The sequence below is a fragment of the Priestia sp. FSL W8-0001 genome (assembly GCF_038050335.1).
Taxonomy (GTDB): Bacteria; Bacillota; Bacilli; order Bacillales; family Bacillaceae_H; genus Priestia; species Priestia flexa.
Window position 1 is genome coordinate 3,106,847 of record NZ_JBBPAL010000001.1, and the last position, 21,950, is coordinate 3,128,796.

The following is a 21,950-nucleotide window of genomic DNA, read 5'->3' on the forward strand; positions in this document are numbered from 1 at the left end:
TCTCTCTATTTATATACATAGGGGTTGCGCTATGCTATAAGCACAGCGCAGTAGCATAATTACAGTTTTACTGGGGATTGCTGAGCTTCATTACGCTCATTAAATTTTGACCGCTTAATATACTCACCATAACCACTCTTACCAACAAATTGCTTTTCTTTAATCACAAATTCTCCTCTACACAATACTGAAACCGGCTCACCCGTAATTTCCATTCCTTCAAACGCACTATAATCAACAGCCATGTGATGTGTTTCAGCAGAAATTTTACGCTTGACAGTCGGGTCAAAAATTAATAGGTCCGCATCGCTTCCTACAGCGATTGTGCCTTTTTTCGGATATAATCCAAATAGCTTAGCAGTGCGAGTAGATGTTACGTCTACAAATTGATTAAGCGTAATCTTCCCTTTCTGTACACCTTCTGAAAATAAGATGCTCATACGGTCTTCAATAATAGGACCGCCATTTGGAATCTTTGTAAAATCATTCTTACCTAAATCTTTTTGCCCATTAAAATCAAATGAACATTGATCAGACCCAATTGTTTGTAAATCTCCATTTTTTAATGCGTTCCATAACACTTCTTGGTTCCACTTTTCACGAAGAGGTGGTGACCAGACGTATTTAGCTCCTTCAAAATTAGGTTTTTCTAAGTAGGATTCATCTAATACTAAATATTGCGGACATGTTTCACCCCAAATATTCACGCCTCGATTTCGAGCCTGAGCAATTTGATTCACCGCTTCAGCACAAGATACATGCACTACATATAGCTGTGAATCAGCAAGACCTGTAAAACAAGCTGCTCTACCTGTTGCCTCACCTTCAATCTCTGGAGGTCTTGTACGCGCATGGTAAATTGGATCTGTACTTCCTGCTTCTAACGCTTTCTTCGTTAAATAGTCAATCACGTCTCCGTTTTCAGCATGTACCATAACTAATGCCCCAAGCTCTTTTGCTTGAATAAGCGTTTGATAAAGGGTCGCATCGTCCGCTTGAAATACATCTTTATACGCCATGAATACTTTGAACGACGTAATCCCTTCATCTTCAATAATAGTAGGAAGTTGTTCTAATACCTGATCGTTCATCTCTCCAATCATCAGGTGGAAGCTATAGTCAATAGCTGCTTTCCCTTCTGATTTTGCATGCCAAGTATTAATGGCATTTTGCAACGGTTTCCCTTTATCTGTTAAGCAAAAATCAATGATAGTTGTGGTACCTCCAAACGCCGCTGCAATGGTCCCCGTTTCAAAATCATCTTTTGTGACCGTACCTCCAAATGGCATGTCTAAATGAGTATGTGGATCAATTCCTCCAGGGAAAATATAAGCTCCATTTGCGTCAACAATTTCACAACTAGACTCATCTAGTCCCTTTCCAATTGCTGCGATTTTCCCATCTTCAATTAAAATGTCTCCGCTGTACGTATCTGCTGCTGTAACGATTACTCCATTTTTCACTAATTTTTTCATAATTTGATCCCCCCCCTATTGTGTTTGGTTATACGTCCAGTTTTTGTGCAGATGTCATCGCAAGTGCCGCTTGTCTTTCATTCCACGTCATAGGCGGCTGCTCACTCGCTACCTCCACCATAGAGATTGCTCCATCAACAGGACAGACAATCGAGCAGAGATTACAGCCCACACAATCTTCTTCTCTTACTTGCAAATACGGTTTACCTGAAGAGTCTTTCAACATATCAATACATTGATGGGACGTGTCTTCACATGAAATATGACACTTGTTACAATTAATACATGTATTGGGGTCAATTCGAGCCACAACTTTATAATTTAAATCAAGATTTCCCCAATCAGAGTATTTCGGAACAGCTTTTCCAACAAGATCGCTCACTTTTGCAATTCCTCGCTCATCAAGGTAGTTGTTTAGTCCATCAAGCATGTCTTCTACAATTCTAAAACCATGATGCATAGCAGCCGTGCACACTTGAACCCCAGTTGCTCCCATAAGCATAAATTCCACTGCTTCCTGCCAATTCGATACGCCTCCCATACCTGAAATCGGTACGTTAATATGAGGGCTTCTTGCACATTCAGCCACCATATTTAAGGCGATAGGCTTAACGGCTGGACCACAGTAGCCTCCATGTGCACCTTTACCAGCCACGTGGGGAATTGTGTTCCATGAATTGATATCCACTCCGGCTAAGCTATTGATAGTGTTAATCATACTCACCGCGTCCGCTCCGCCTCTTACAGCGGCTTCTGCTGTAACTGTGATGTCCGTAATATTTGGAGTCAACTTAACAATAACAGGCGTTTTCGCTACTTCTTTAGCCCAGTACGTTTGCTTTTCAACAAGGTCAGGCACCTGCCCTGAAGCTGCTCCCATTCCTCGCTCGGCCATGCCGTGAGGACAGCCGAAATTTAGCTCTAAACCGTCAACGCCTACATCTTCTACACGTTTTACAATTTCATGCCATTTCTCCTGTTTTGGTTCAACCATTAAAGAAGCAATGATAGCATGGTCAGGAAATTTCTTTTTGGTCTCATAGATTTCTTTTAAATTAACCTCAAGCGGCCGATCCGTAATAAGCTCAATATTATTAAAACCCGCTACGCGCTGGCCGTTAAAGCTCACCGCTGCAAACCGTGAAGATACATTTAAAATTGGATCTCCAAGCGTTTTCCAAACTGCTCCGCCCCATCCTGCTTCAAAGGCACGCTGTACTTGATACCCCGAGTTTGTAGGCGGCGCTGATGCTAGCCAAAATGGATTGGGTGATTTAATACCTGCTAAGTTTATGCGTAAATCTGCCATACTTGTTTCCCCCTCTCGTTTGTTTAAGCTGTTTCAATTGCTTCTTTCTTTAACTGAGCATGAATGCCATATGCCGTTTGCTTCCCTTGCTGTGCAGCCGTAACAACCATGGCTTCACCTTGCCCTTTTCCAAATACAACGTCACCACAAGCAAAGACTTTAGGGTTTGAGGTTTGGAATGTATCTTGATCAATTAGTACGACTCCACCATCTTGCTTTAATTCAAACTGATTAATTAAAGATAAGTAACGCTCTTGCCCAATTGCTTTAATAACAGCATCCACTTTAATTAAGAACTCTGACCCTTCTATTGGTACAGGCTTTTTACGTCCATCACCTTCCGATTCTTTTAGTTCCATTTTGATACATTCAATACCTGTTACTTCATTTTTGTCATTTCCAACAATTCTCACAGGTGCTGTTAACCATCGAAACTCTACACCGTCTTGCTTGGCAAATTCATATTCAAAATCATAGGCTGTCATTTCAGCACTCGTTCTACGGTATAGAATTTTTACATTTTTTGCCCCTAATCGCATGGAACATGTTGCTCCATCAATCGCTGTATTTCCTGCACCAACAACCGCTACTTTTTTCCCCACAAACTCTGTAGTCAACGCTTCTGATTTTGTTTGCTTCACAAAGTCAATTGCATCATAAACTCCCTTTAGGTGTTCTCCTTCAATACCTAAATTTGGAACTTTGCTCATTCCAATAGCAAGAACGACTGCATCATAGTTCTCTAAAAGTTCACTCGGCATCACGTCTTCACCAACACGCATGTTTGTTTTAATTTCAACGTCTAGGGCTTTTACCTGCTGTACCTCCCAAAAAGAAATAGCTTGAGGGAGTCGAAACGATACAATTCCATAGGTATTTAACCCTCCTGCTTCTTTTTCTGCTTCAAAGATTGTCACAGCATATCCAAACCGAGCTAGCTCTCTGGCAGCTGAAAGCCCAGCGGGTCCTCCGCCTACAATAGCAACCCGCTTTCCGTTTGGCTTGCCTTTTGTAAATAACACCTGTTCATTTTGAATAGCCCAGTCAGTAGCATAACGCTGAAGATCACCAATCATAATAGGTTTAGTCGAATGATTTAATACACATGCCCCTTCACAAAGCTCTTCTGTTGGACAAACCCTCGCACAGCTCGCTCCAACAGGATTCGATGTCATAATCGTTTGAGCGGACCCCTTTAAGTTTCCAGATGCAATTTTTTTAATAAACGTTGGTATATCAATGCCCGTTGGACAAGCTTGAATACAAGGAGCATCGTAACAGTACAAACATCGATTAGCTTCTTCAATAGCTTCTTGATTTGGCAAGCCTTTTTCAACTTCACTAAAGTTCTCTACAATTGCTTGAAGCATCGGCTGAGCTGAAGATTTCATAAATCCATCCCCCTTCTAAATTGCTTATATCGATTATATTTGAAAGCGCTTACATATTTTTTTATTAACTTTCCCCCGATTGGTTTCACTCCTTTGTGTTGAGGTTTTAAGCTTATAATCCATTTTACTGAAGAAACGTGCTGTTTACATTATACAAAGTGTCAAAAAATTCAAACTTTATATTAGCCGATATGTAAAAAGCTTGAGCGACAAGGCCCAAGCTTTTTACAATGTGATTATTATCATTTTGCTACTTCTTTGATAATCGATACAACCAGCTCTGATGTTTTTACAAGTTCTTCAACTGGAATTTTTTCACTTGTGGTATGAATATCTTCATAGCCTACAGCTAAGTTTACAGTTGGAATATCAAAACCTGCAATGACGTTTGCATCGCTGCCACCGCCGCTTTGTAGCAAGCGTGAAGGACGACCGATATTGGCAACCGCTTTTTTTGCTACTTCTACAACATGGTCTCCATCGCTAAATTTAAAGCCAGGATACATCACTTTAATATCTACTTCAGCTCTTCCTCCCATGTCACTTGCTGCAGATTCAAATGCTTCCTTCATTTTTGCCACTTGCGCTTCCATTTTTTCAGGAACCAATGAACGAGCTTCTGCTAAGATCGATACGTAGTCGCACACAATATTCGTTTGCGTTCCACCTTCAAAGCGACCAATATTCGCCGTTGTTTCTTCATCAATACGCCCTAGAGGCATACGTGAAATCGCTTTTGAGGCAATGGTAATTGCCGATACTCCACGCTCAGGTGCTACACCAGCGTGAGCTGTTTTTCCATAAATATCTGCTTTGACTTTTGCTTGCGTTGGAGCAGCAACAATAATATCGCCCACTTTTCCATCGCTATCAAGCGCATAGCCAAATTTTGCCGTTACAAGCTTTGGATCTAATGCTTTCGCTCCAACTAATCCAGATTCCTCTCCAACTGTGATGACAAACTCAATGGTACCGTGCTCAACATTTTGCTCTTTTAGCACTTGAATAGCTTCTAGCATCGCTGCCAATCCAGCCTTATCATCAGCTCCTAGAATCGTTGTTCCATCGCTTTTAATATAACCGTCTTCAATAGATGGCTTAATGCCTTTTCCAGGAACAACCGTATCCATATGAGAAGTAAAATAAATGGTATCTACTCCTTCTTTTGTTCCTGGAAGAGTACAAATTAAATTACCTGCACCATGTCCAGTTTCAGCTGTTGTATCATCTTCAACAACTTTTACTCCTAAAGCCGTGAATTTTTCCGTTAATACTTTTGCAATCTCGGCTTCATACTTTGTTTCTGAATCAACTTGTATAAGTTCTAAAAATAGATCAACTAGACGTCGCTCATTAACCATAATATGTAATCCCTCCAAAATTAACCTACAATGGTATGTTACCATGTTTTCGCTGTGGACGCTCTTCCTTTTTATTGTGCAACATTTCGAGTGCTTGTATTAATTTTATTCTTGTATCTCTTGGATCAATCACATCATCTACCATCCCCCCCCTCGCCGCAACGTATGGATTAGCAAACTTATCGCGATACTGCTCAATTTTTTCAGCTCGAACTTCTTCGGGAGCATCACTACTTTGGATTTCGTTCGCAAAAATAATATTGGCAGCTCCTTGAGGACCCATAACGGCAATTTCAGCGTTTGGCCAAGCATATACCATATCTGCACCAATTGATTTACTATTTAGCGCAACATAAGCTCCACCGTAGGCTTTTCGTAAAATCACCGTAATTTTCGGAACAGTTGCCTCAGAATAGGCATATAAAATTTTAGCACCGTGACGAATGATACCGCCATGTTCTTGCTTAATACCAGGAAAGAATCCTGTTACATCTTCAAACGTAATGAGTGGAATATGAAAAGAGTCACAAAACCTTATAAAACGTGCAGCTTTGTCTGAGGAGTTAATATCTAAGCTGCCGGCCATAAACTTTGGTTGATTACAAACCAGCCCGACCACGTTTCCATTCAAGCGAGCTAAGCCGACTACAATGTTTTTAGCAAAATCTTTTTGTACTTCTAAAAATGTTCCTTCGTCTACGACGTGGTCAATAACATGGCGAACATCATATGGTCTGACAGCATCAAAAGGCACAACATCCAATAATTCTGGGCGGTCATTGCTTTGATCATTATAAGGGACACTCGGTGGCTTTTCAGCATTAGATAAAGGCAAGTAGCTTAGTAAGAGGCGAACCTGCTCAAGCACTTCTTCTTCTGAACTTGCGCTAAAATGAGCATTTCCACTAATTTCATTATGAACAGCAGCTCCACCCAAATTTTCTGCTGTGATTGTTTCACCCGTTACTGTCTCAATCACTTTCGGTCCTGTAATAAACATTTGGCTCGTCTTTTCCACCATAAATACAAAATCAGTGATGGCTGGTGAGTATACTGCACCACCTGCACATGGTCCCATAATCACGGAGATTTGAGGGATGACTCCTGAATAAATGGCGTTTCGATAAAAAATTTGACCGTATCCGTCTAACGACATCACGCCTTCTTGAATTCGCGCTCCACCCGAGTCATTTAATCCAATAAAAGGAACACCAGTTTTCGCTGCTAGGTCCATTACATTGACGATTTTTTTGGCATGCATTTCTCCAAGCGCACCGCCAAACACCGTGAAATCTTGAGAAAACAAATAAATGCCTCGTCCATTCACTTTACCGTACCCAGTGACAACACCGTCTCCAGGACCTGCTTGTGTATTCATATTAAAGTCCAGACAGCGGTGTTCTATAAAAGGCTGAACTTCAACAAATGTTCCTTCATCAACCAATAAGTCAATGCGTTCTCTAGCCGTTAGTTTTCCTTTGAAATGTTGCTTTTCAATTTTTTGATCTCCGCCCCCTTGTTCAATTTTGCGGCGCTTGTCGTATAGCTCATTTAGTTTTTCATAAATATCAACCATGTGCTATTCCTCCTCTGTTGGTTTCTTTTCACAAAGTTCATACAAAACCCCTGCGGTGGACGACGGGTGTAAAAAAGCAATGGAAGCACCACCAGCTCCTAATCTTGGCTCATGATCAATCATTTTAATTCCACGTTCTTTCAGCTCTTGAATGCGATCTTCAATGCTTCCAACACCAAAGGCAATGTGGTGTATACCCTCTCCACGTTTTTGAAGAAATTTAGCGACTGGACTGCTATTATTTAAAGGTTCAAGAAGTTCGATTTTCGAATCACCGCATTGAAAAAAAGCTACCTTTACACCTTGATTTTCTACTTTTTCTATCCCTAAACATAGTAAGCCAAGCTGCCTCTCATAAAATGCTTTGATGTTATCAATAGAGTGAACAGCGATGCCAATATGATCAATTTTATTCATATTCCCACCCCCTAAAAAAGCGTTTTCATTTAGACATATTCTTGAATGAATCTTCATTCTCCTTCTTAAAACGAAAGCGAATAAAGAAGTTGCTTGTCCCATTTCCCTGCTACATGTAAAATAGAAAAAAAGGTTGTGAGAGGAGCTACTCTTTTATGTCGAATAAAAAATGGCAAAAAATTGTGGTCTATTTAATGCTGGGAACGATGATAATCACAACTGTTCTTGCTGGCATTACAATGTGGCTATAATAAAAGGTAGGTGATGAATCACCTACCTTTTATTGCACTACTATTCCTTTTTCCTTCGCTAGATCTTCAAAGGATTTTCCACTGGTCACAATCCATACTTTTGTTCCAAGAGGAACCTTTTCATAAAGCTCAACAACGCGTTCATTTCGAAGCCTTATGCACCCATTAGAAACATACTTGCCGATAGAGTTTGGCTGGTTTGTACCATGAATTCCATAAATTCGCCCATCTGTGTCTTTTGCATCAAATCCAATCCACCTCAACCCAAGTGGATTAGTAGGGTCTCCCCCTTCTATCTTATCTTTTCGATAATAAGGGTTTGCTGCTTTAACTGTGATAGTGAACTCGCCTTCTGGTGTTAAATCTTTTGTTCTTCCCGAACCCACTTTAATAACATTCTCTACCTTGCCGTGTTCAATATATGCTAATTCATTTGTCTGTTTATTTACAATAATAAAAGGGTCAGCTGGTAAAGGATTTGCTCCCAGCGGCCAAATTGGTGATACAAGTACTAAAATAAGAAACATGACGTGCATACAATTCAACCCCTTACGCTTTTTCTTATTGTTCGTAAGGGGTTGCTACAACATGCATATTGTTTACGTAATTTTTAAGCTTTGTTTAATAATTAAATATTGCTCTATTTCCTTTACAAAGTGTAACAGGTCTGCTCGTGCTTCGAATTCTTCACGAGACTTAGGTAGCTCCATGCATTGAAAAGATTCCTTGAGCTGCTCCAGCTTTAATAAAAAAAGCTTTGCTGTGTTACCCGGATGAATAGAAAAGCTTAATTCTTCAATAAAATCAGCAATCATATATCTTTGTTCAACCACAAGGTCAATTGATGTAAGAAGAGGAAGAGTACGTTCTAGAATTTCTAATTGTTTTTCACGAATTTTAAAGTATCGATAATAATAATTTTCTGAACGTACAAAATGGTTTTCAACATCACGGAAAGCTAGACTTTTAGCTTTTTCTAAGAGCACTGCTGTATCGGCGATTTCTTTGCCAGACCAAGTGCTTTCGTTTCTTCTTAAATAAAGCGCCATTTCTTTAAGAATGATATGAAAATTCTCTTCAATGTCCTGCTGATACTGACGAAGCTCTTTGTCTAAGCTTGGCATGTATAAATTCACAAGAAGCGCTACGCCAATACCAACCACAATGAGCCCTAATTCATTGAAAACAATTTGCCACGTCATATTTTCAAGAGAGTAAATGTGCAGTAAAATAACTGAACTTGTTACAATTCCTCCGTTGACCTTTAAAATAACGGTTAACGGAATAAAAAATAGCAGCATCAATCCGATGACCGCTGGATGATAAGCAATTCCTTCAAAGAAAATAAATGAAAATAAAATTGAAATCGAACAAGCTACAAAGCGATCAAACGCACTTTGCAACGATTTTTTCTGTGAATTTTGTATACATAAGATTGTAATAATTCCTGCTGATGGGAAAAACTCAAGGCCGATGAGCTGTGCAATGCTAATTGCGAGTGCAGTACCTACAGCTGTTTTAAAGGTTCGATAACCAATTTTATACTTCATATCGTCAAAGCTCCTAAACAGTTCCTTTTTTATAAGTTATTCATAACACTATTATTTATTAACATGTTTCATTCAATTACGCAATGCTTCTCGCTATTTATAAATTAAAAAAAGAGTTTGGGACGTAACAAAATGATTGCTTCTAAAAGACGAACACTAGCTGTTCCCATCTCTTTGATTTGTCTCCACACGTTTGTTCCATTGCGCTACGGTCACTCGCTTTCCGCGGGGAGGAACCTGAGCTTCCTCGCTGCGCTGCGGGATCTCCGTTTTCCCTCTCTTTCCCGCAGGAGTCGAGTGTCCTACGCTCCATTCCACCCTGTTTCCAACATTGTTTTCACAATCAACAAAAAACCTGAACGATTAAAAGTTATGAACTCTCAATCATTCAGGTATAGTAGAGGCTGAACTACTTATATCTCAGTCTCTTTTTGATTATTATAAGATTTTTTCAAGAAAATCCTTCGCACGCTTACTTTTAGGTGCTGTAAAAAACTCAGCCGGAGGTGAATCTTCCACTAGGCGGCCACCATCTAAGAATAAAACACGATCTGCTACTTCGCGCGCAAAGCCCATTTCATGCGTAACGATAACCATTGTCATACCCGTTTCAGTTAGTGATTTCATTACATCTAATACTTCTTTTACCATCTCTGGGTCTAAAGCAGATGTTGGTTCATCAAAAAGCATAATTTCTGGTTCCATCGCAAGAGCACGAGCAATAGCAACACGCTGCTTTTGACCTCCTGAAAGTCGACTTGGATACTCGTTTGCTTTTTCAGCTAGTCCGACTTTAGTTAGTAGTTCCATTCCTTTGCTCTTCGCCTCTTCTTTTGAGATTCCTTTAACTGTAGTAGGCGCGTATGTTAAGTTTTCAAGCACCGTCATATGAGGAAACAGATGAAAGTGCTGAAATACCATCCCGACATTTTGTCGCACGTTCATAATATTTGTCTTCGCATTTGTAATTTCTTGATCAGCTATTGTAATGGCTCCACTAGTTGGCTGTTCAAGTAAATTCATACAGCGCAAAAACGTTGATTTCCCGGAACCTGATGGACCGATTACAGCGACTACTTCTTTTTCTTTAATAACTGTTGAAATGCCTTTTAGAACTTCATTTTGGCCAAAGGACTTGTGTAAGTTTTCAATTTTAATCACCTTTTCTCATTCTCCTCTCGATCACTTTACCAAGGAGCGTTAAGCCCATTACCATGATGTAATAAATTAATCCTGCAAATAACAGAGGTTCAAAATACGCAAACTTTTCTCCTCCAACGATATATGCACGTCTCATAATATCAAGCGCACCGATAACCGTTACAAGTGCTGATTCTTTCGTAAGCGTAATAAACTCATTCATTAAAGCTGGTAAAATGTTTTTTAAAGCTTGAGGCATAATGACTTGGCCCATCATTTTACGATATGGAATTCCTAAAGCAAGAGCAGCTTCACGTTGTCCTTTATCGACTGCTAAAATACCAGCACGAATAATTTCAGAGATATATGCAGCTGAGTTTAATCCAAATGCAGCAACTGCAGCAGGAAATGGCGCAATATCAAAACCTAAAATTTGTGGTAACCCAAAATAAATAAGCAATAACTGCAGTACGAGCGGCGTACCACGAAAGATTGATGTATAAAGATCAGCTAACCAAATGAGCGGTTTTGAACGACTAATTTTAAATAGAGATAAGATTGTCCCTAGTACAAAACCGACAATGGCTGAAGCTAAAACTATTTGAATCGTCACTCCTATCCCTTTTAAAATATAAGGGATTGAAGGCACGATTTGTGAAAAGTCCAAATTCATGCCTGTTTTCCTTCCTCTCCGTTCATTGTCTCTTATTCTTTACTATCAAACCATTTAACGATTAGCTCTTCTAGCTCTCCGCTTTCTTTCATTTCTTGTAGTTCTTTATTAAACTCATCCGTTAGCTTGCTGTCTTTAGGAAATGCAATGGCAGAACCTTTGTTAGAGTCTTCTCTTCCTGTTTCTACAAGTTGTAACGTATCATCTTTTGCTACATAGCCTTTTGCTACTGTATCCTCAATGATTGCTACATCAATACGATTTGACTTCATTTCTTGAATCAATTGTGGAATACGATCGCGACTTTCAATTTTAATGTCTACTTCTTCTGATAATGTTTTTGCTTCATCTTCTTGAATAGATGCTGTTTGAACACCTACTGTTTTTCCGTTCAGCTCTTCAATGCTATTAATCGGCTCGTCCTTTTTAGATACAAGTACATTTTTCGCCTCGTAATATACATCAGAGAAGTCTATGTTCTTTTTACGCTCTTCCGTCGGGGTCATTCCTGCTAAAACAAAGTCCACTTTTTTAGACTGTAAAGATGGAATTAAGCTACCGAACTCCATATCGACAACTTGTACTTCATAACCTAGCTCTTTACCAATTGCTTTTGCTAAATCAATATCGAAACCGACCGGCTCGCTGTCACCTTTTGCTGTATCAATATACTCAAACGGTGGATAATCAGCTGAAGTTCCCATTTTTAAAACTTTTGCATCCTCACTGCCTCCGCCTCCATTTGAAGCACCTTCACCAGCACCACAAGCAGCTAATGCTCCCGCTGTTAACAACCCTATAACTGTTACTGATAGCCATTTTTTCATTTTCATGTCACGTTTCCCCCAATTTTAATATTTTCTTAAAATTAATAATATTATGAAATAAGTTTTTCCTTATTGCAAGTCATTGTAAAAAAATAAATATATATTCATGTAACTGTATTTTAACACGTATTTATATTTATGCAACACTTTTTTTAAATATAGATTTAACTATATGAAAATACCTATCCACCATTTTCCATAACCATGTGAATCATGTATAAAAAATTGATATTACAAATATTTTCACCAAATATAAAAGAGTTTCGGACATAACAAAATGATTGCTTCTAAAAGACGAACACTAGCTGTTCCCATCTCTTTGGTTTGTCTCAACACGTTCGTTCCATTGCGCTACGGCCACTCGCTTTCCGCAGCGAGGAACCTGAGCTTCCTCGCTGCGCTGCGGGATCTCAGTTTTCCCTCTCTTTCCCGCAGGAGTCGAGTGTCCTACGCTCCATTCCACCCTGTTTCCAACATTGTTTTCGCAATCAACAAAAAACCTGAACGATTAAAAGTTATGAACTCTCAATCGTTCAGGTATAGTAAGGACTGAACTACTTATGTCCCAGCCTCTTTTATTTATACTTCTTCACAATATTGATCAAACGCTTCTTGAAGTTTTGTTACAACTGACATTGGCTCATGTCCTTCAATTTCATGACGCTCTACCATTGTCATAATTTTACCATCTTTTAATAGTGCAAATGATGGTGAAGATGGTGGGTAGCCTTCAAAATATTCTCTAGCGCGAGCCGTTGCTTCTTTATCTTGGCCAGCGAATACCGTAACTAGATTCGTTGGGCGCTTATCGTAATGAACGGAATGAGCAGCTGCTGGTCTAGCAATCCCTCCTGCACATCCACAAACTGAGTTAACCATTACTAATGTTGTACCGGGCTTTTGAAACGCTTCCTCTACATCTTCAGCCGTCGTTAATTGCGTGTAACCTGCAGCTTCAATCTCTTGACGCGCTTGGCGAACAACATCATTCATAAATAAATTAAAATCGATGTTCATCTTTTTACCTCCTTTAGTTAGCTACTTTTATCATAGCAAACCATGACTTAAAACGCGATTTCTTTGGCTTATGTTTACGAAAAAATTATTGTTACTTTATCGGTTGGTTTACTTGTTTATACTGATCAATTATTGTCTCAAATGCTTCCTCCATTGTTATGTCTCCTTTTTGCATACGTTGCTCAACATCTTTTAGCGTATCACGTAGCTCTTGCTTACCATAAAAAGACTCGTACAGATAATCAGCAATTCTCGACTGTAGCCATGAAGAAAGTTGAAGACCTCGCTTTTGCTCAAATCGTTCATTTTGTATTAGCCAGCTCTTGTAATCCAAGATGTGATTCCATAAGCTAATCAAATCACCTGTCTCGTAAACAGATGTTGTTAATACCCTTGGCTGCCAACTAGATGAATGAGCATATAGAAATGAAATAACGGACTCATACTCTTTTTTCGTCAGTACTGCTTTTTTTCGATTATCTCCATCCGCTTTATTTACACAAATCAAGTCGGCTAGCTCTAAGATTCCTTTTTTAATTCCTTGAAGCTCATCTCCTGCACCTGTTAAAACAAGAAGAACAAAGACATCAACCATTTGCTTAACGATTCCTTCACCTTGCCCCACGCCCATCGTTTCTATAAAAATGACGTCATATCCCGCTGCTTCGCATAAAAGAACAGCTTCTCTCGTCTTGCGATGAACCCCGCCTAATGTTCCTTGCGAAGGAGACGGTCGAACAAAAGCTCTTGGATGCTTAGCAAGCTGCTCCATTCGCGTTTTATCACCTAAGATACTTCCACCAGATACCGTACTGCTTGGATCAATCGCAAGTACTGCTACTCGGTATCCTTGATCACATAAATAAGTTCCAAATGCATTAATTAACGTACTTTTCCCTGCTCCTGGTACACCTGTAAATCCAATCCGAATCGATTTTCCAGTATGCGAATAAATTTCTTTCATTAACTGTTGAGCCAGGTGTTTATGCTTAGCAGCCTGACTTTCAATTAAGGTAATAGCTTGTGCTAAAGCAGCTCGGTTTTTTCCTAAAAGCCCTTCTTTATACTGAGACACTGTTTTTAATTTGGTCATATAATCACTCATCCACCGCTAGCTTTTCTTTAATCTTATCTAACACGTGGATAGCTGCTTTTGGAATGACCGTACCTGGACCGAAAATAGCTGCTGCTCCGCTTGCTTCTAAAAAAGGATAATCTTGCTTTGGAATAACTCCTCCAACAATGACTAAAATATCTTCTCTACCGTGTAAACGCAGCTGCTCAACAAGCTGTGGAAGTAGCGTTTTATGTCCAGCAGCAAGCGAGCTAAACCCTACGACGTGAACATCATTTTCAATTGCTTGCACAGCAGTTTCTTCAGGCGTTTGAAAAAGTGGACCAACATCCACATCAAAGCCTAGATCCGCAAATGCTGTAGAAATGACTTTTGCTCCGCGATCATGACCGTCCTGACCCATTTTGGCAACTAGGATTCTTGGTCTTCTTCCCTCTTCTTCTAAGAAGTCATCTGTTAACTGGCGCACTTTATCAATAAGCTCTGCTCCTTCAAATTCTGCTTGATAAACACCTTTTATTGAACGTGTAACCGCTTGATGCCTACCAGATATTTTTTCAAGAGCAAGTGATATTTCGCCTAGCGTTGCTCTTGCTCTGGCAGCTTCAACCGCTAACTCTAATAAATTTCCCTTTCCTGTTTCAGCAGCATGCGTTAAATCACGTAAAGTTTTTTCCACCTGCTTGTCATCGCGCTGATTCTTCAGTTCTTTTAATCTTTCTACCTGCGCTGTTAGCACTGCTTGATTATCAATATCTAAAATCTCTAACTCTTCTTCTTCGTTCGCTTTAAATGCATTCACACCAACAATAATTTCGGCTTTTGAATCAATTCTAGCTTGCCTTCTGGCAGCAGCTTCTTCAATTTTCATTTTCGGAATCCCAGTTTCAATTGCTTTTGCCATACCACCAAGTGATTCAATCTCTTCTAAATGACCCCAAGCTTTATGAACGAGCTCATTCGTTAGTGATTCAATATAATAAGCCCCTCCCAACGGGTCAATAACAGAACAAATAGACGTTTCATCTTGTAAATATAACTGTGTATTACGTGCAATTCTTGCTGAAAAATCCGTTGGTAGCGCAATTGCTTCATCCAATGCATTCGTATGCAGTGACTGCGTGTGCCCTGAAACTGCTGCCAGTGCTTCCACACATGTACGCACTACGTTATTGAACGGATCTTGCTCCGTTAAGCTCCAGCCAGACGTTTGCGAGTGCGTACGCAAAGCTAACGACTTGGGATTTGTTGGATTAAACTGTTTCATTAGCTTAGCCCATAGCAATCTACCGGCTCTCATTTTTGCTACTTCCATAAAGTAGTTCATTCCAATCGCCCAAAAAAATGATAGGCGTGGTGCAAAGGCATCGACTGAAATACCAGATTTTATTCCGGTTCGAACATACTCTAATCCGTCTGCTAGCGTATAAGCTAGCTCCAGGTCAGCTGGTGCTCCCGCTTCTTGCATGTGATAGCCTGAAATACTGATGCTATTAAATTTGGGCATATGCTCAGACGTATACTTGAAAATATCTGCAATAATTCTCATCGACATATCTGGAGGATAAATATACGTATTACGTACCATGTATTCTTTTAAAATATCATTTTGAATGGTACCGGCTAGCTGCTCCTTTTGCACACCTTGTTCTTCAGCAGTCACGATATAAAAAGCCATGATTGGTAATACAGCACCATTCATCGTCATTGAAACCGACATTTTATCCAGAGGAATACCATCAAAAAGCTTTTTCATGTCTAAGATCGAATCAATTGCTACCCCCGCTTTTCCTACGTCACCAACCACGCGAGGGTGATCAGAGTCATACCCTCGATGTGTTGCTAAATCAAAAGCAACAGACAATCCTTTCTGCCCTGCAGCTAAATTTCTGCGATAAAAGGCATTGCTTTCTTCTGCTGTTGAAAACCCTGCGTACTGACGAATTGTCCATGGTTTTTTCACGTACATCGTCGCGTAAGGTCCTCTTAGATATGGTGGTTTTCCTGGTGTAAAATCAAGAAATTCAATGCCTTTATAATCTTTTTCTGTATATAGAGATTTCACAAAAATTTGTTCATTTGTTTGAAAAGATTCTACAGTATTCTGCTTACTCTCCACAGCTTTCGGTTGCGTAACAGCGCCAAAATCAATATTTTCAAATTGTGGTTTTTTATACATGTTGATTCACCTCAATCCAGCGTACTAATTGCGCAAAACAATTAATTGCATTCACATTTTCATTAATGAATTCCGCAGCTCCGTCTACCTCTGATTTTGCTACAACAAATACGTAAAGCTTTTCTTGTTTATACCTATTAAGGAAGGCAAGCATATCTTTTACTTGTTCAGGTTCACCACATACTACGTATGCATGACAAGGACGCTTTTTCAACCATTCAATGGTATCCAGGTCATGATATAACGGTGAAAAAGTTTCACATTGAAATCCACCAGACTGGAAAAAATCATAAGCAAACTCTTTTTGTTGCTTAACCAATTTACTTTCTGATAATTCAATGCAACCAATAGTCAATCCTTTGGTTCTTTCACGCATCTGTTCAAACGCTTCGCTTTTTCTCCACTGATTCAAAAAGAGAATTGCTTGAGAAGGGGATTGTTCTTCATGCGCATTCACCAATAGAGAAGATGCCGTCAATTCATTTCTTAATTGCAATTGATATTCGTGGTAGTCTTTGTTTGCAACGTTATCTTCTTCATAAGTAGTTTTACTTGGAGATACATAATGCGTAATTCCTACCATTCTTTCATTTCTGCTATGTATCTGTTCTCTTTTCTCTTCACTTACATGTTGAAGCTCACATTGAATCCAACCTGACTCTAGACATGCTTCCATACCGCCTTTAGATTCCATTTTCTGAAACAGCTTCCAAGCTTTTTCTGCAAGCTCATGCGTGTAGGATTCGATGTACCATGAGCCTCCTGTCGGGTCTATGACTCTACCTAATTGTGATTCTTCTCGAAGCATTAGCTGCGTATTTCGTGCGAGTCGATTGGATAATTCTGTTGACTGCTTTGATATAGCATCATATGGATAAACATGGAGGCTATTTGCTCCGCCAATAATTCCAGCAAATGCTTGCAGTGTTCCTCGTAAAATATTCGTATGTAAGTCTTGAGATGAAAGCGTATGGATGGATGTATTTACATGGATGAAAGGAAGCGGTACGTCTATAGTCTGTGAAAATGCTCGAACGGCCTGAAGCCACAGTAAGCGAAATGCACGTAGTTTTGAAACTTCCATAAAAAGCTGTGAGCTTGTTGAGAATGAAAATGCCAGATGAGGTAATACATGATGTAAAGGAATATTGCGTCTTAAACATTCATCCATATATTGTACGGCTGTTGAAAGTGCATATGCTAACTCTTGAACGGCTGTTGCCCCGCTCATGTGATACGGTTTTGTATCAATAAGTACCGTCTTTAGCGAACTTTTCTTTTCTTGTACAAAAGCAATTGCGTTTGCCATGTCATGATACAAATCAGTGATTGGAATTGGTGAATGAGCGTGTTCAGCTAATGAGCCGAGCGGATCCATTCCAACCACTCCAGCTACTTGTGATAATGTGATCCCTTCCTGTTGACAGTACGTATCAATGGATTCAATCAACGGCAGTGCCGTATATCCAGAAGGAATAAAAAGAGGTACTTCAGGTAACTGAATGTCCTTAAAAAGCGCACATAGATCTGCATAGTTAGAGAGCAAAACGCCGCTTTTTAATTCAGTAAAAGGAACTGTTAACGGATTCTTTCCTTTAATTGATATAGGATTTAACTCAATAGCCAATGACGTTTGTCCGTTATCTAATGCTTCCTTTATCATTTGATTCGCTTTCTTTGGAACGGCTACATTTATTCGTTGTGCAATATTCCATTCATTTGATACGAAATGTGAGTCTATTCCTCTTACGAATAAGTAAAGCTCTTCGTCTTTTAAATGTGGTAAATCTTGCACGTCATTTTTTCGGTAAAGCGTTTTCAAAAAAATGTTCTCAAACGTTTCTTTTTCATATAGATGAGGGTCATCTTTTAGCGCTTTTTTTACTTCTTGTATCCATTCTTGCTGAGGAGTATAGGCAAATTCATGAAAGGATGGTTTATTCATCGTCATTTCCCCTTTATACTTTGATACCAAAGCCTTTTTCTACTGACACACTCTCTTTTATTTTATTACATTCTATAAACGAAATATATATACCTTCTCAAAATACCGTATGCCAAATCGGCATGACGAGCAAAACCTTTTCGAATTAAATATTAAACAAATAAAAGAGTTTGGGACATAACAAAATGATTGGTTCTAAAAGACGAACACTAGCTGTTCCCATCTCTTTGATTTGTCTCAACACGTTCGTTCCATTGCGCTACGGTCACTCGCTTTCCGCGGGGAGGAACCTGAGCTTCCTCGCTGCGCTGCGGGATCTCCGTTTTCCCTCTCTTTCCCGCAGGAGTCGAGTGTCCTACGCTCCATTCCACCCTGTTTCCAACATTGTTTTCACAATCAATAAAAAAACCTGAACGATTAAAAGTTATGAACTCTCAATCGTTCAGGTATAGTAGAGGCTGACCTACTTATGTCTCAGTCTCTTTCACTTTTAGTAAATAGATGTATGTTCCTTGGACATCGATTCTAAAATTTCTTTAATGCGTTTTAAGAATCGACCACATACGAGTCCATCAAGCACACGGTGGTCAAGAGATAAGCATAGATTGACCATATCTCGAATGGCAATCATATTATTAATAACAACCGGACGCTTAACAATAGATTCCACCTGTAAAATTGCTGCTTGTGGATAATTAATGATTCCCATCGATTGAACGGAACCAAATGATCCCGTGTTATTAACAGTAAACGTTCCACCCTGCATGTCTGCCGCTTTTAATGAACCTGCTCGTACTTTTTGCGCTAATTCATTAATTTCGCGTGCAATTCCTTTAATTGTTTTTTCATCGGCATTTTTTATGACAGGTACAAACAATGCATCGTCTGTTGCAACAGCAATAGAAATATTAATGTCTTTCTTTTGAATAATTTCATCGCCTGCCCACATTGAATTGATTTCTGGGAATTCTGTTAAGGCTTGTGCAATCGCTTTGACAAAGAAAGCAAAGTACGTTAAGTTAAATCCTTCTTTTTGTTTAAATTCCGTTTTAATAGAATCACGATATGCTACGAGGCTTGTTACATCCACTTCAACCATTGTCCATGCATGAGGAATTTCGTGCTTGCTTCGTAACATGTTGCTGGCAATCGCTTTACGTACACCAGATACAGGAATGGCTTTATCACCAGAAGCCGTTGGAATAGGTTCCGACTTTTTCATCTCTGCTTTTGGTAAAGGCGCTGCTGATGAAGCCGGTGCTGTTTTTGGCGCCTCCTGATGAACAGCTGAATCCCTTTGCGGACCTTTTTCAATTGCAGCCAGTACGTCTTTTCTTGTAATTCGACCACCTCCACCTGACCCTGTAAGTGTTTCAAGGTTAATTCCATGTTCTTGGGATAAACGCAGAACGGCTGGTGAATAGCGCTTTTTATTAGAGTGGTCAGCTGTATCTGGTAAAGAAACTTTTTCATTCGTTTCTTTTGGCGCATTTTGAGCTGTATCTGCTGAAGAAGCTCCTTCTACTTCAATCAAACACAGCGTTTCTCCAACTGGCAGCGTCTCGTCTTCAGCTGCAATAATTTCTTTAATCACACCCGTAAATGAAGATGGCACTTCTGCATTCACTTTATCGGTCATCACTTCTGCTAATGGATCATATTTATTAACCTGGTCCCCCACAGCTACTAGCCATTTGCTAATCGTGCCTTCCGTTACGCTTTCTCCAAGCTGAGGCATTTTGATTTTTTCAATTGCCACTGGAAACAACTCCTTTAAAATTCAGCTAATTCTCTCATTGCTTTTTCTACTTTATCTGGATTTACCATAAAATACTTCTCCATCGTTGGAGCATATGGCATAGCTGGAATATCTGGCCCAGCCAAACGTTGAATCGGTGCATCCAAATCAAATAAACAATGTTCTGCAATAATAGCCGCTACTTCACTCATGATGCTTCCTTCTTTGTTATCTTCTGTTACAAGAAGCACCTTACCTGTTTTAGATGCAGCTTCAATAATCGCTTCTTTATCTAATGGATAAACTGTTCGTAAATCTAATACATGAGCTGAAATTCCATCAGCCGCAAGTTTTTCAGCTGCTTGGAGTGCAAAATGGACGCAAAGACCATATGTAATAACAGTAATATCATCACCTTCGCGCTTCACATCTGCTTTTCCGATTGGAAGTACATAATCATCTTCTGGCACTTCACCTTTAATTAAGCGATACGCGCGCTTATGTTCAAAGAATAGCACCGGGTCATCATCGCGGATTGCTGCTTTTAATAACCCCTTCACATCATAAGGCGTAGATGGCATCACGATTTTTAAACCTGGCTGATTGGCAAACAACGCTTCAACTGATTGCGAATGATAAAGAGCACCGTGCACGCCTCCACCGTAAGGCGCACGAATTGTAATTGGACAGTTCCAATCATTGTTCGAGCGATAGCGAATTTTTGCAGCCTCTGAAACGATTTGGTTCACAGCAGGCATGATAAAATCAGCAAACTGCATTTCAGCAATTGGGCGCATTCCGTACATTGCTGCTCCAATTCCAACTCCAGCAATCGCTGATTCTGCCAGCGGTGTATCAATTACGCGCTCTTCGCCAAACTGCTCATATAAGCCGTTCGTTGCCTTGAATACGCCGCCTTTTCTTCCCACATCTTCTCCTAACACAAATACACGTGGGTCTCTCTCCATTTCTTCACGCATAGCCATTGTTACGGCATCGATATATGACATTACTGGCATTTTAGTTTCCTCCTCACTCACCGTATACGTATTTTAAAGCTGATTCTGGGTCTGCATATGCAGCATTTTCTGCATAGTCTGTTGCTTCATTCACAATTTTCATGATTTCTTCAAGCATTTCAGCTTCTTTCGCATCTGTTAGAGTCCCAGTTTCTTTTAAATACGCACCAAAGCGAATAATTGGATCATTTTTCTTCGCTTCTGAAATTTCGTCTGCTTCGCGATAAGCGCGATCATCATCATCACTTGAGTGAGCAGTCAAGCGGCTAGAAACCGTTTCAATAAGCGTTGGTCCTTCACCTTTTACTGCTCTTTCTCTTGCTTCTTTTACAACTTTATACACTTCTAAAGGATCATTTCCGTCTACTGTGTATCCAGGCATACCATAGCCAATTGCACGGTCTGATACCTTTTCACAACCAAGTTGCTTTTCTACCGGCACCGAAATGGCATACTTATTGTTTTCACACATGAAAATAACCGGTAATTTGTGAACGCCTGCAAAATTAGCACCTTCGTGAAAATCACCTTGGTTTGATGAACCTTCACCGAACGTTACAAATGTCACCAACTCTTTTTTCTCCATTTTCCCGGCCAAAGCAATTCCAACGGCATGAGGAACCTGCGTTGTCACCGGAGAAGACCCCGTTACAATGCGCTTCTCTTTATAGCCGAAGTGACCAGGCATTTGACGACCACCTGAGTTTGGATCTTCCGCTTTTGCAAATCCTGATAGCATTAAATCACGAGCCGTCATCCCAAATGCAAGGACTACTCCCATGTCTCGGTAATACGGCAACGCGTAGTCTTTCTCACGGTTTAACGCAAATGCTGCACCGACCTGCGCTGCCTCTTGTCCTTGACACGAAATAACAAAAGGTACCTTCCCAGCACGATTTAATAACCACATACGCTCGTCAATTTTACGAGCCAGAAGCATTGTACGATACATTTCAACTACTTGTTCATTTGTTAAGCCTAGTGCTTCATGACGATTTTCTGTCATC

Annotated in this window: 19 protein-coding genes; 1 reads left to right on the forward strand and 18 read right to left on the reverse strand. The window is 39.9% G+C overall.

The window, feature by feature from the left end:
- Window positions 1-59: 59 nt before the first annotated feature.
- The 6 genes from hydA to mce form a co-directional block, all read right to left on the reverse strand.
- On the reverse strand, window positions 60-1,475 hold the full coding sequence (gene hydA / locus MKZ18_RS16460) for a dihydropyrimidinase (RefSeq protein WP_061786354.1): 1,416 nt from the start codon (window positions 1,473-1,475) through the stop codon (window positions 60-62).
- Between the two features lie 28 nt (window positions 1,476-1,503).
- Window positions 1,504-2,784 (reverse strand): NAD-dependent dihydropyrimidine dehydrogenase subunit PreA, encoded by a 1,281-nt coding sequence (gene preA, locus MKZ18_RS16465; protein ID WP_025909781.1) that lies wholly within the window; start codon window positions 2,782-2,784, stop codon window positions 1,504-1,506.
- A gap of 23 nt (window positions 2,785-2,807) precedes the next feature.
- A complete protein-coding gene (locus MKZ18_RS16470) occupies window positions 2,808-4,175 on the reverse strand; it encodes an NAD(P)-dependent oxidoreductase (protein WP_239428655.1) in 1,368 nt (455 codons plus the stop codon).
- Window positions 4,176-4,417: 242 nt separating this feature from the next.
- A complete protein-coding gene (locus tag MKZ18_RS16475; RefSeq protein ID WP_025909779.1) occupies window positions 4,418-5,536 on the reverse strand; it encodes a tripeptidase T in 1,119 nt (372 codons plus the stop codon).
- A gap of 25 nt (window positions 5,537-5,561) precedes the next feature.
- Window positions 5,562-7,112 carry an acyl-CoA carboxylase subunit beta gene (locus MKZ18_RS16480; RefSeq protein WP_025909778.1) on the reverse strand — a complete coding sequence of 517 codons (1,551 nt, stop codon included), beginning with the start codon at window positions 7,110-7,112 and terminating at the stop codon, window positions 5,562-5,564.
- A gap of 3 nt (window positions 7,113-7,115) precedes the next feature.
- The gene (gene mce / locus MKZ18_RS16485; protein ID WP_025909777.1) at window positions 7,116-7,529 is read right to left on the reverse strand and encodes a methylmalonyl-CoA epimerase; all 414 of its coding nucleotides are present in this window, start codon (window positions 7,527-7,529) and stop codon (window positions 7,116-7,118) included.
- Window positions 7,530-7,684: 155 nt separating this feature from the next.
- Here mce and prli42 point away from each other — a divergent pair, with 155 nt between their 5' ends.
- Window positions 7,685-7,780 carry a stressosome-associated protein Prli42 gene (gene prli42, locus MKZ18_RS16490; RefSeq protein ID WP_152545186.1) on the forward strand — a complete coding sequence of 32 codons (96 nt, stop codon included), beginning with the start codon at window positions 7,685-7,687 and terminating at the stop codon, window positions 7,778-7,780.
- Between the two features lie 29 nt (window positions 7,781-7,809).
- Here prli42 and MKZ18_RS16495 read toward each other — a convergent pair whose 3' ends face one another.
- The 12 genes from MKZ18_RS16495 to MKZ18_RS16550 all read right to left on the reverse strand — a co-directional run bounded on the left by MKZ18_RS16495 (window position 7,810) and on the right by MKZ18_RS16550 (window position 21,949).
- Window positions 7,810-8,316: a L,D-transpeptidase gene (locus MKZ18_RS16495; protein ID WP_025909776.1), complete on the reverse strand. Its 507-nt coding sequence runs from the start codon at window positions 8,314-8,316 to the stop codon at window positions 7,810-7,812.
- Window positions 8,317-8,379: 63 nt separating this feature from the next.
- Window positions 8,380-9,330, reverse strand: coding sequence for an aromatic acid exporter family protein (locus MKZ18_RS16500; protein WP_025909775.1), 951 nt, complete (start codon window positions 9,328-9,330; stop codon window positions 8,380-8,382).
- Window positions 9,331-9,768: 438 nt separating this feature from the next.
- Window positions 9,769-10,491, reverse strand: a complete 723-nt coding sequence (locus MKZ18_RS16505; protein ID WP_062686278.1) for an amino acid ABC transporter ATP-binding protein — start codon at window positions 10,489-10,491, stop codon at window positions 9,769-9,771.
- Window positions 10,484-11,143, reverse strand: a complete 660-nt coding sequence (locus MKZ18_RS16510; protein WP_025909773.1) for an amino acid ABC transporter permease — start codon at window positions 11,141-11,143, stop codon at window positions 10,484-10,486. Before MKZ18_RS16510 ends, MKZ18_RS16505 begins: the two co-directional genes overlap by 8 nt.
- Before the next feature lie 32 nt (window positions 11,144-11,175).
- Complete coding sequence (locus MKZ18_RS16515) at window positions 11,176-11,970, reverse strand: transporter substrate-binding domain-containing protein (RefSeq protein ID WP_025909772.1); 795 nt, start codon at window positions 11,968-11,970, stop codon at window positions 11,176-11,178.
- A 579-nt stretch (window positions 11,971-12,549) separates the two neighbouring features.
- Window positions 12,550-12,987, reverse strand: a complete 438-nt coding sequence (locus tag MKZ18_RS16520) for a BrxA/BrxB family bacilliredoxin (protein ID WP_025909220.1) — start codon at window positions 12,985-12,987, stop codon at window positions 12,550-12,552.
- A 91-nt stretch (window positions 12,988-13,078) separates the two neighbouring features.
- The gene (gene meaB / locus MKZ18_RS16525) at window positions 13,079-14,080 is read right to left on the reverse strand and encodes a methylmalonyl Co-A mutase-associated GTPase MeaB (protein WP_144594416.1); all 1,002 of its coding nucleotides are present in this window, start codon (window positions 14,078-14,080) and stop codon (window positions 13,079-13,081) included.
- Between the two features lie 4 nt (window positions 14,081-14,084).
- Entirely contained in the window at window positions 14,085-16,241 is a 2,157-nt protein-coding gene (scpA, locus tag MKZ18_RS16530; RefSeq protein ID WP_144594418.1) for a methylmalonyl-CoA mutase, read from the reverse strand.
- A complete protein-coding gene (locus MKZ18_RS16535) occupies window positions 16,234-18,186 on the reverse strand; it encodes a methylmalonyl-CoA mutase family protein (RefSeq protein WP_186317498.1) in 1,953 nt (650 codons plus the stop codon). Before MKZ18_RS16535 ends, scpA begins: the two co-directional genes overlap by 8 nt.
- 490 nt (window positions 18,187-18,676) lie before the next feature.
- Window positions 18,677-19,945, reverse strand: coding sequence for a dihydrolipoamide acetyltransferase family protein (locus MKZ18_RS16540; RefSeq protein ID WP_144594061.1), 1,269 nt, complete (start codon window positions 19,943-19,945; stop codon window positions 18,677-18,679).
- A 14-nt stretch (window positions 19,946-19,959) separates the two neighbouring features.
- On the reverse strand, window positions 19,960-20,943 hold the full coding sequence (locus tag MKZ18_RS16545; protein WP_025909225.1) for an alpha-ketoacid dehydrogenase subunit beta: 984 nt from the start codon (window positions 20,941-20,943) through the stop codon (window positions 19,960-19,962).
- A gap of 13 nt (window positions 20,944-20,956) precedes the next feature.
- On the reverse strand, window positions 20,957-21,949 hold the full coding sequence (locus MKZ18_RS16550) for a thiamine pyrophosphate-dependent dehydrogenase E1 component subunit alpha (protein ID WP_025909226.1): 993 nt from the start codon (window positions 21,947-21,949) through the stop codon (window positions 20,957-20,959).
- Window position 21,950 lies beyond the last annotated feature (1 nt).

Bases quoted from the DNA above. Each gene is read 5' to 3' on its own strand.
- MKZ18_RS16535 (WP_186317498.1), bottom strand. From the start codon at position 18,186: ATGAATAAACCATCCTTTCATGAATTTGCCTATACTCCTCAGCAAGAA.
- mce (WP_025909777.1), bottom strand. From the start codon at position 7,529: ATGAATAAAATTGATCATATTGGCATCGCTGTTCACTCTATTGATAAC.
- MKZ18_RS16495 (WP_025909776.1), bottom strand. From the start codon at position 8,316: ATGCACGTCATGTTTCTTATTTTAGTACTTGTATCACCAATTTGGCCG.
- MKZ18_RS16515 (WP_025909772.1), bottom strand. From the start codon at position 11,970: ATGAAAAAATGGCTATCAGTAACAGTTATAGGGTTGTTAACAGCGGGA.
- scpA (WP_144594418.1), bottom strand. From the start codon at position 16,241: ATGTATAAAAAACCACAATTTGAAAATATTGATTTTGGCGCTGTTACG.
- meaB (WP_144594416.1), bottom strand. From the start codon at position 14,080: ATGACCAAATTAAAAACAGTGTCTCAGTATAAAGAAGGGCTTTTAGGA.
- MKZ18_RS16510 (WP_025909773.1), bottom strand. From the start codon at position 11,143: ATGAATTTGGACTTTTCACAAATCGTGCCTTCAATCCCTTATATTTTA.
- MKZ18_RS16475 (WP_025909779.1), bottom strand. From the start codon at position 5,536: ATGGTTAATGAGCGACGTCTAGTTGATCTATTTTTAGAACTTATACAA.
- MKZ18_RS16520 (WP_025909220.1), bottom strand. From the start codon at position 12,987: ATGAACATCGATTTTAATTTATTTATGAATGATGTTGTTCGCCAAGCG.
- hydA (WP_061786354.1), bottom strand. From the start codon at position 1,475: ATGAAAAAATTAGTGAAAAATGGAGTAATCGTTACAGCAGCAGATACG.
- MKZ18_RS16480 (WP_025909778.1), bottom strand. From the start codon at position 7,112: ATGGTTGATATTTATGAAAAACTAAATGAGCTATACGACAAGCGCCGC.
- MKZ18_RS16500 (WP_025909775.1), bottom strand. From the start codon at position 9,330: ATGAAGTATAAAATTGGTTATCGAACCTTTAAAACAGCTGTAGGTACT.
- prli42 (WP_152545186.1), top strand. From the start codon at position 7,685: ATGTCGAATAAAAAATGGCAAAAAATTGTGGTCTATTTAATGCTGGGA.
- preA (WP_025909781.1), bottom strand. From the start codon at position 2,784: ATGGCAGATTTACGCATAAACTTAGCAGGTATTAAATCACCCAATCCA.
- MKZ18_RS16550 (WP_025909226.1), bottom strand. From the start codon at position 21,949: ATGACAGAAAATCGTCATGAAGCACTAGGCTTAACAAATGAACAAGTA.
- MKZ18_RS16470 (WP_239428655.1), bottom strand. From the start codon at position 4,175: ATGAAATCTTCAGCTCAGCCGATGCTTCAAGCAATTGTAGAGAACTTT.
- MKZ18_RS16545 (WP_025909225.1), bottom strand. From the start codon at position 20,943: ATGCCAGTAATGTCATATATCGATGCCGTAACAATGGCTATGCGTGAA.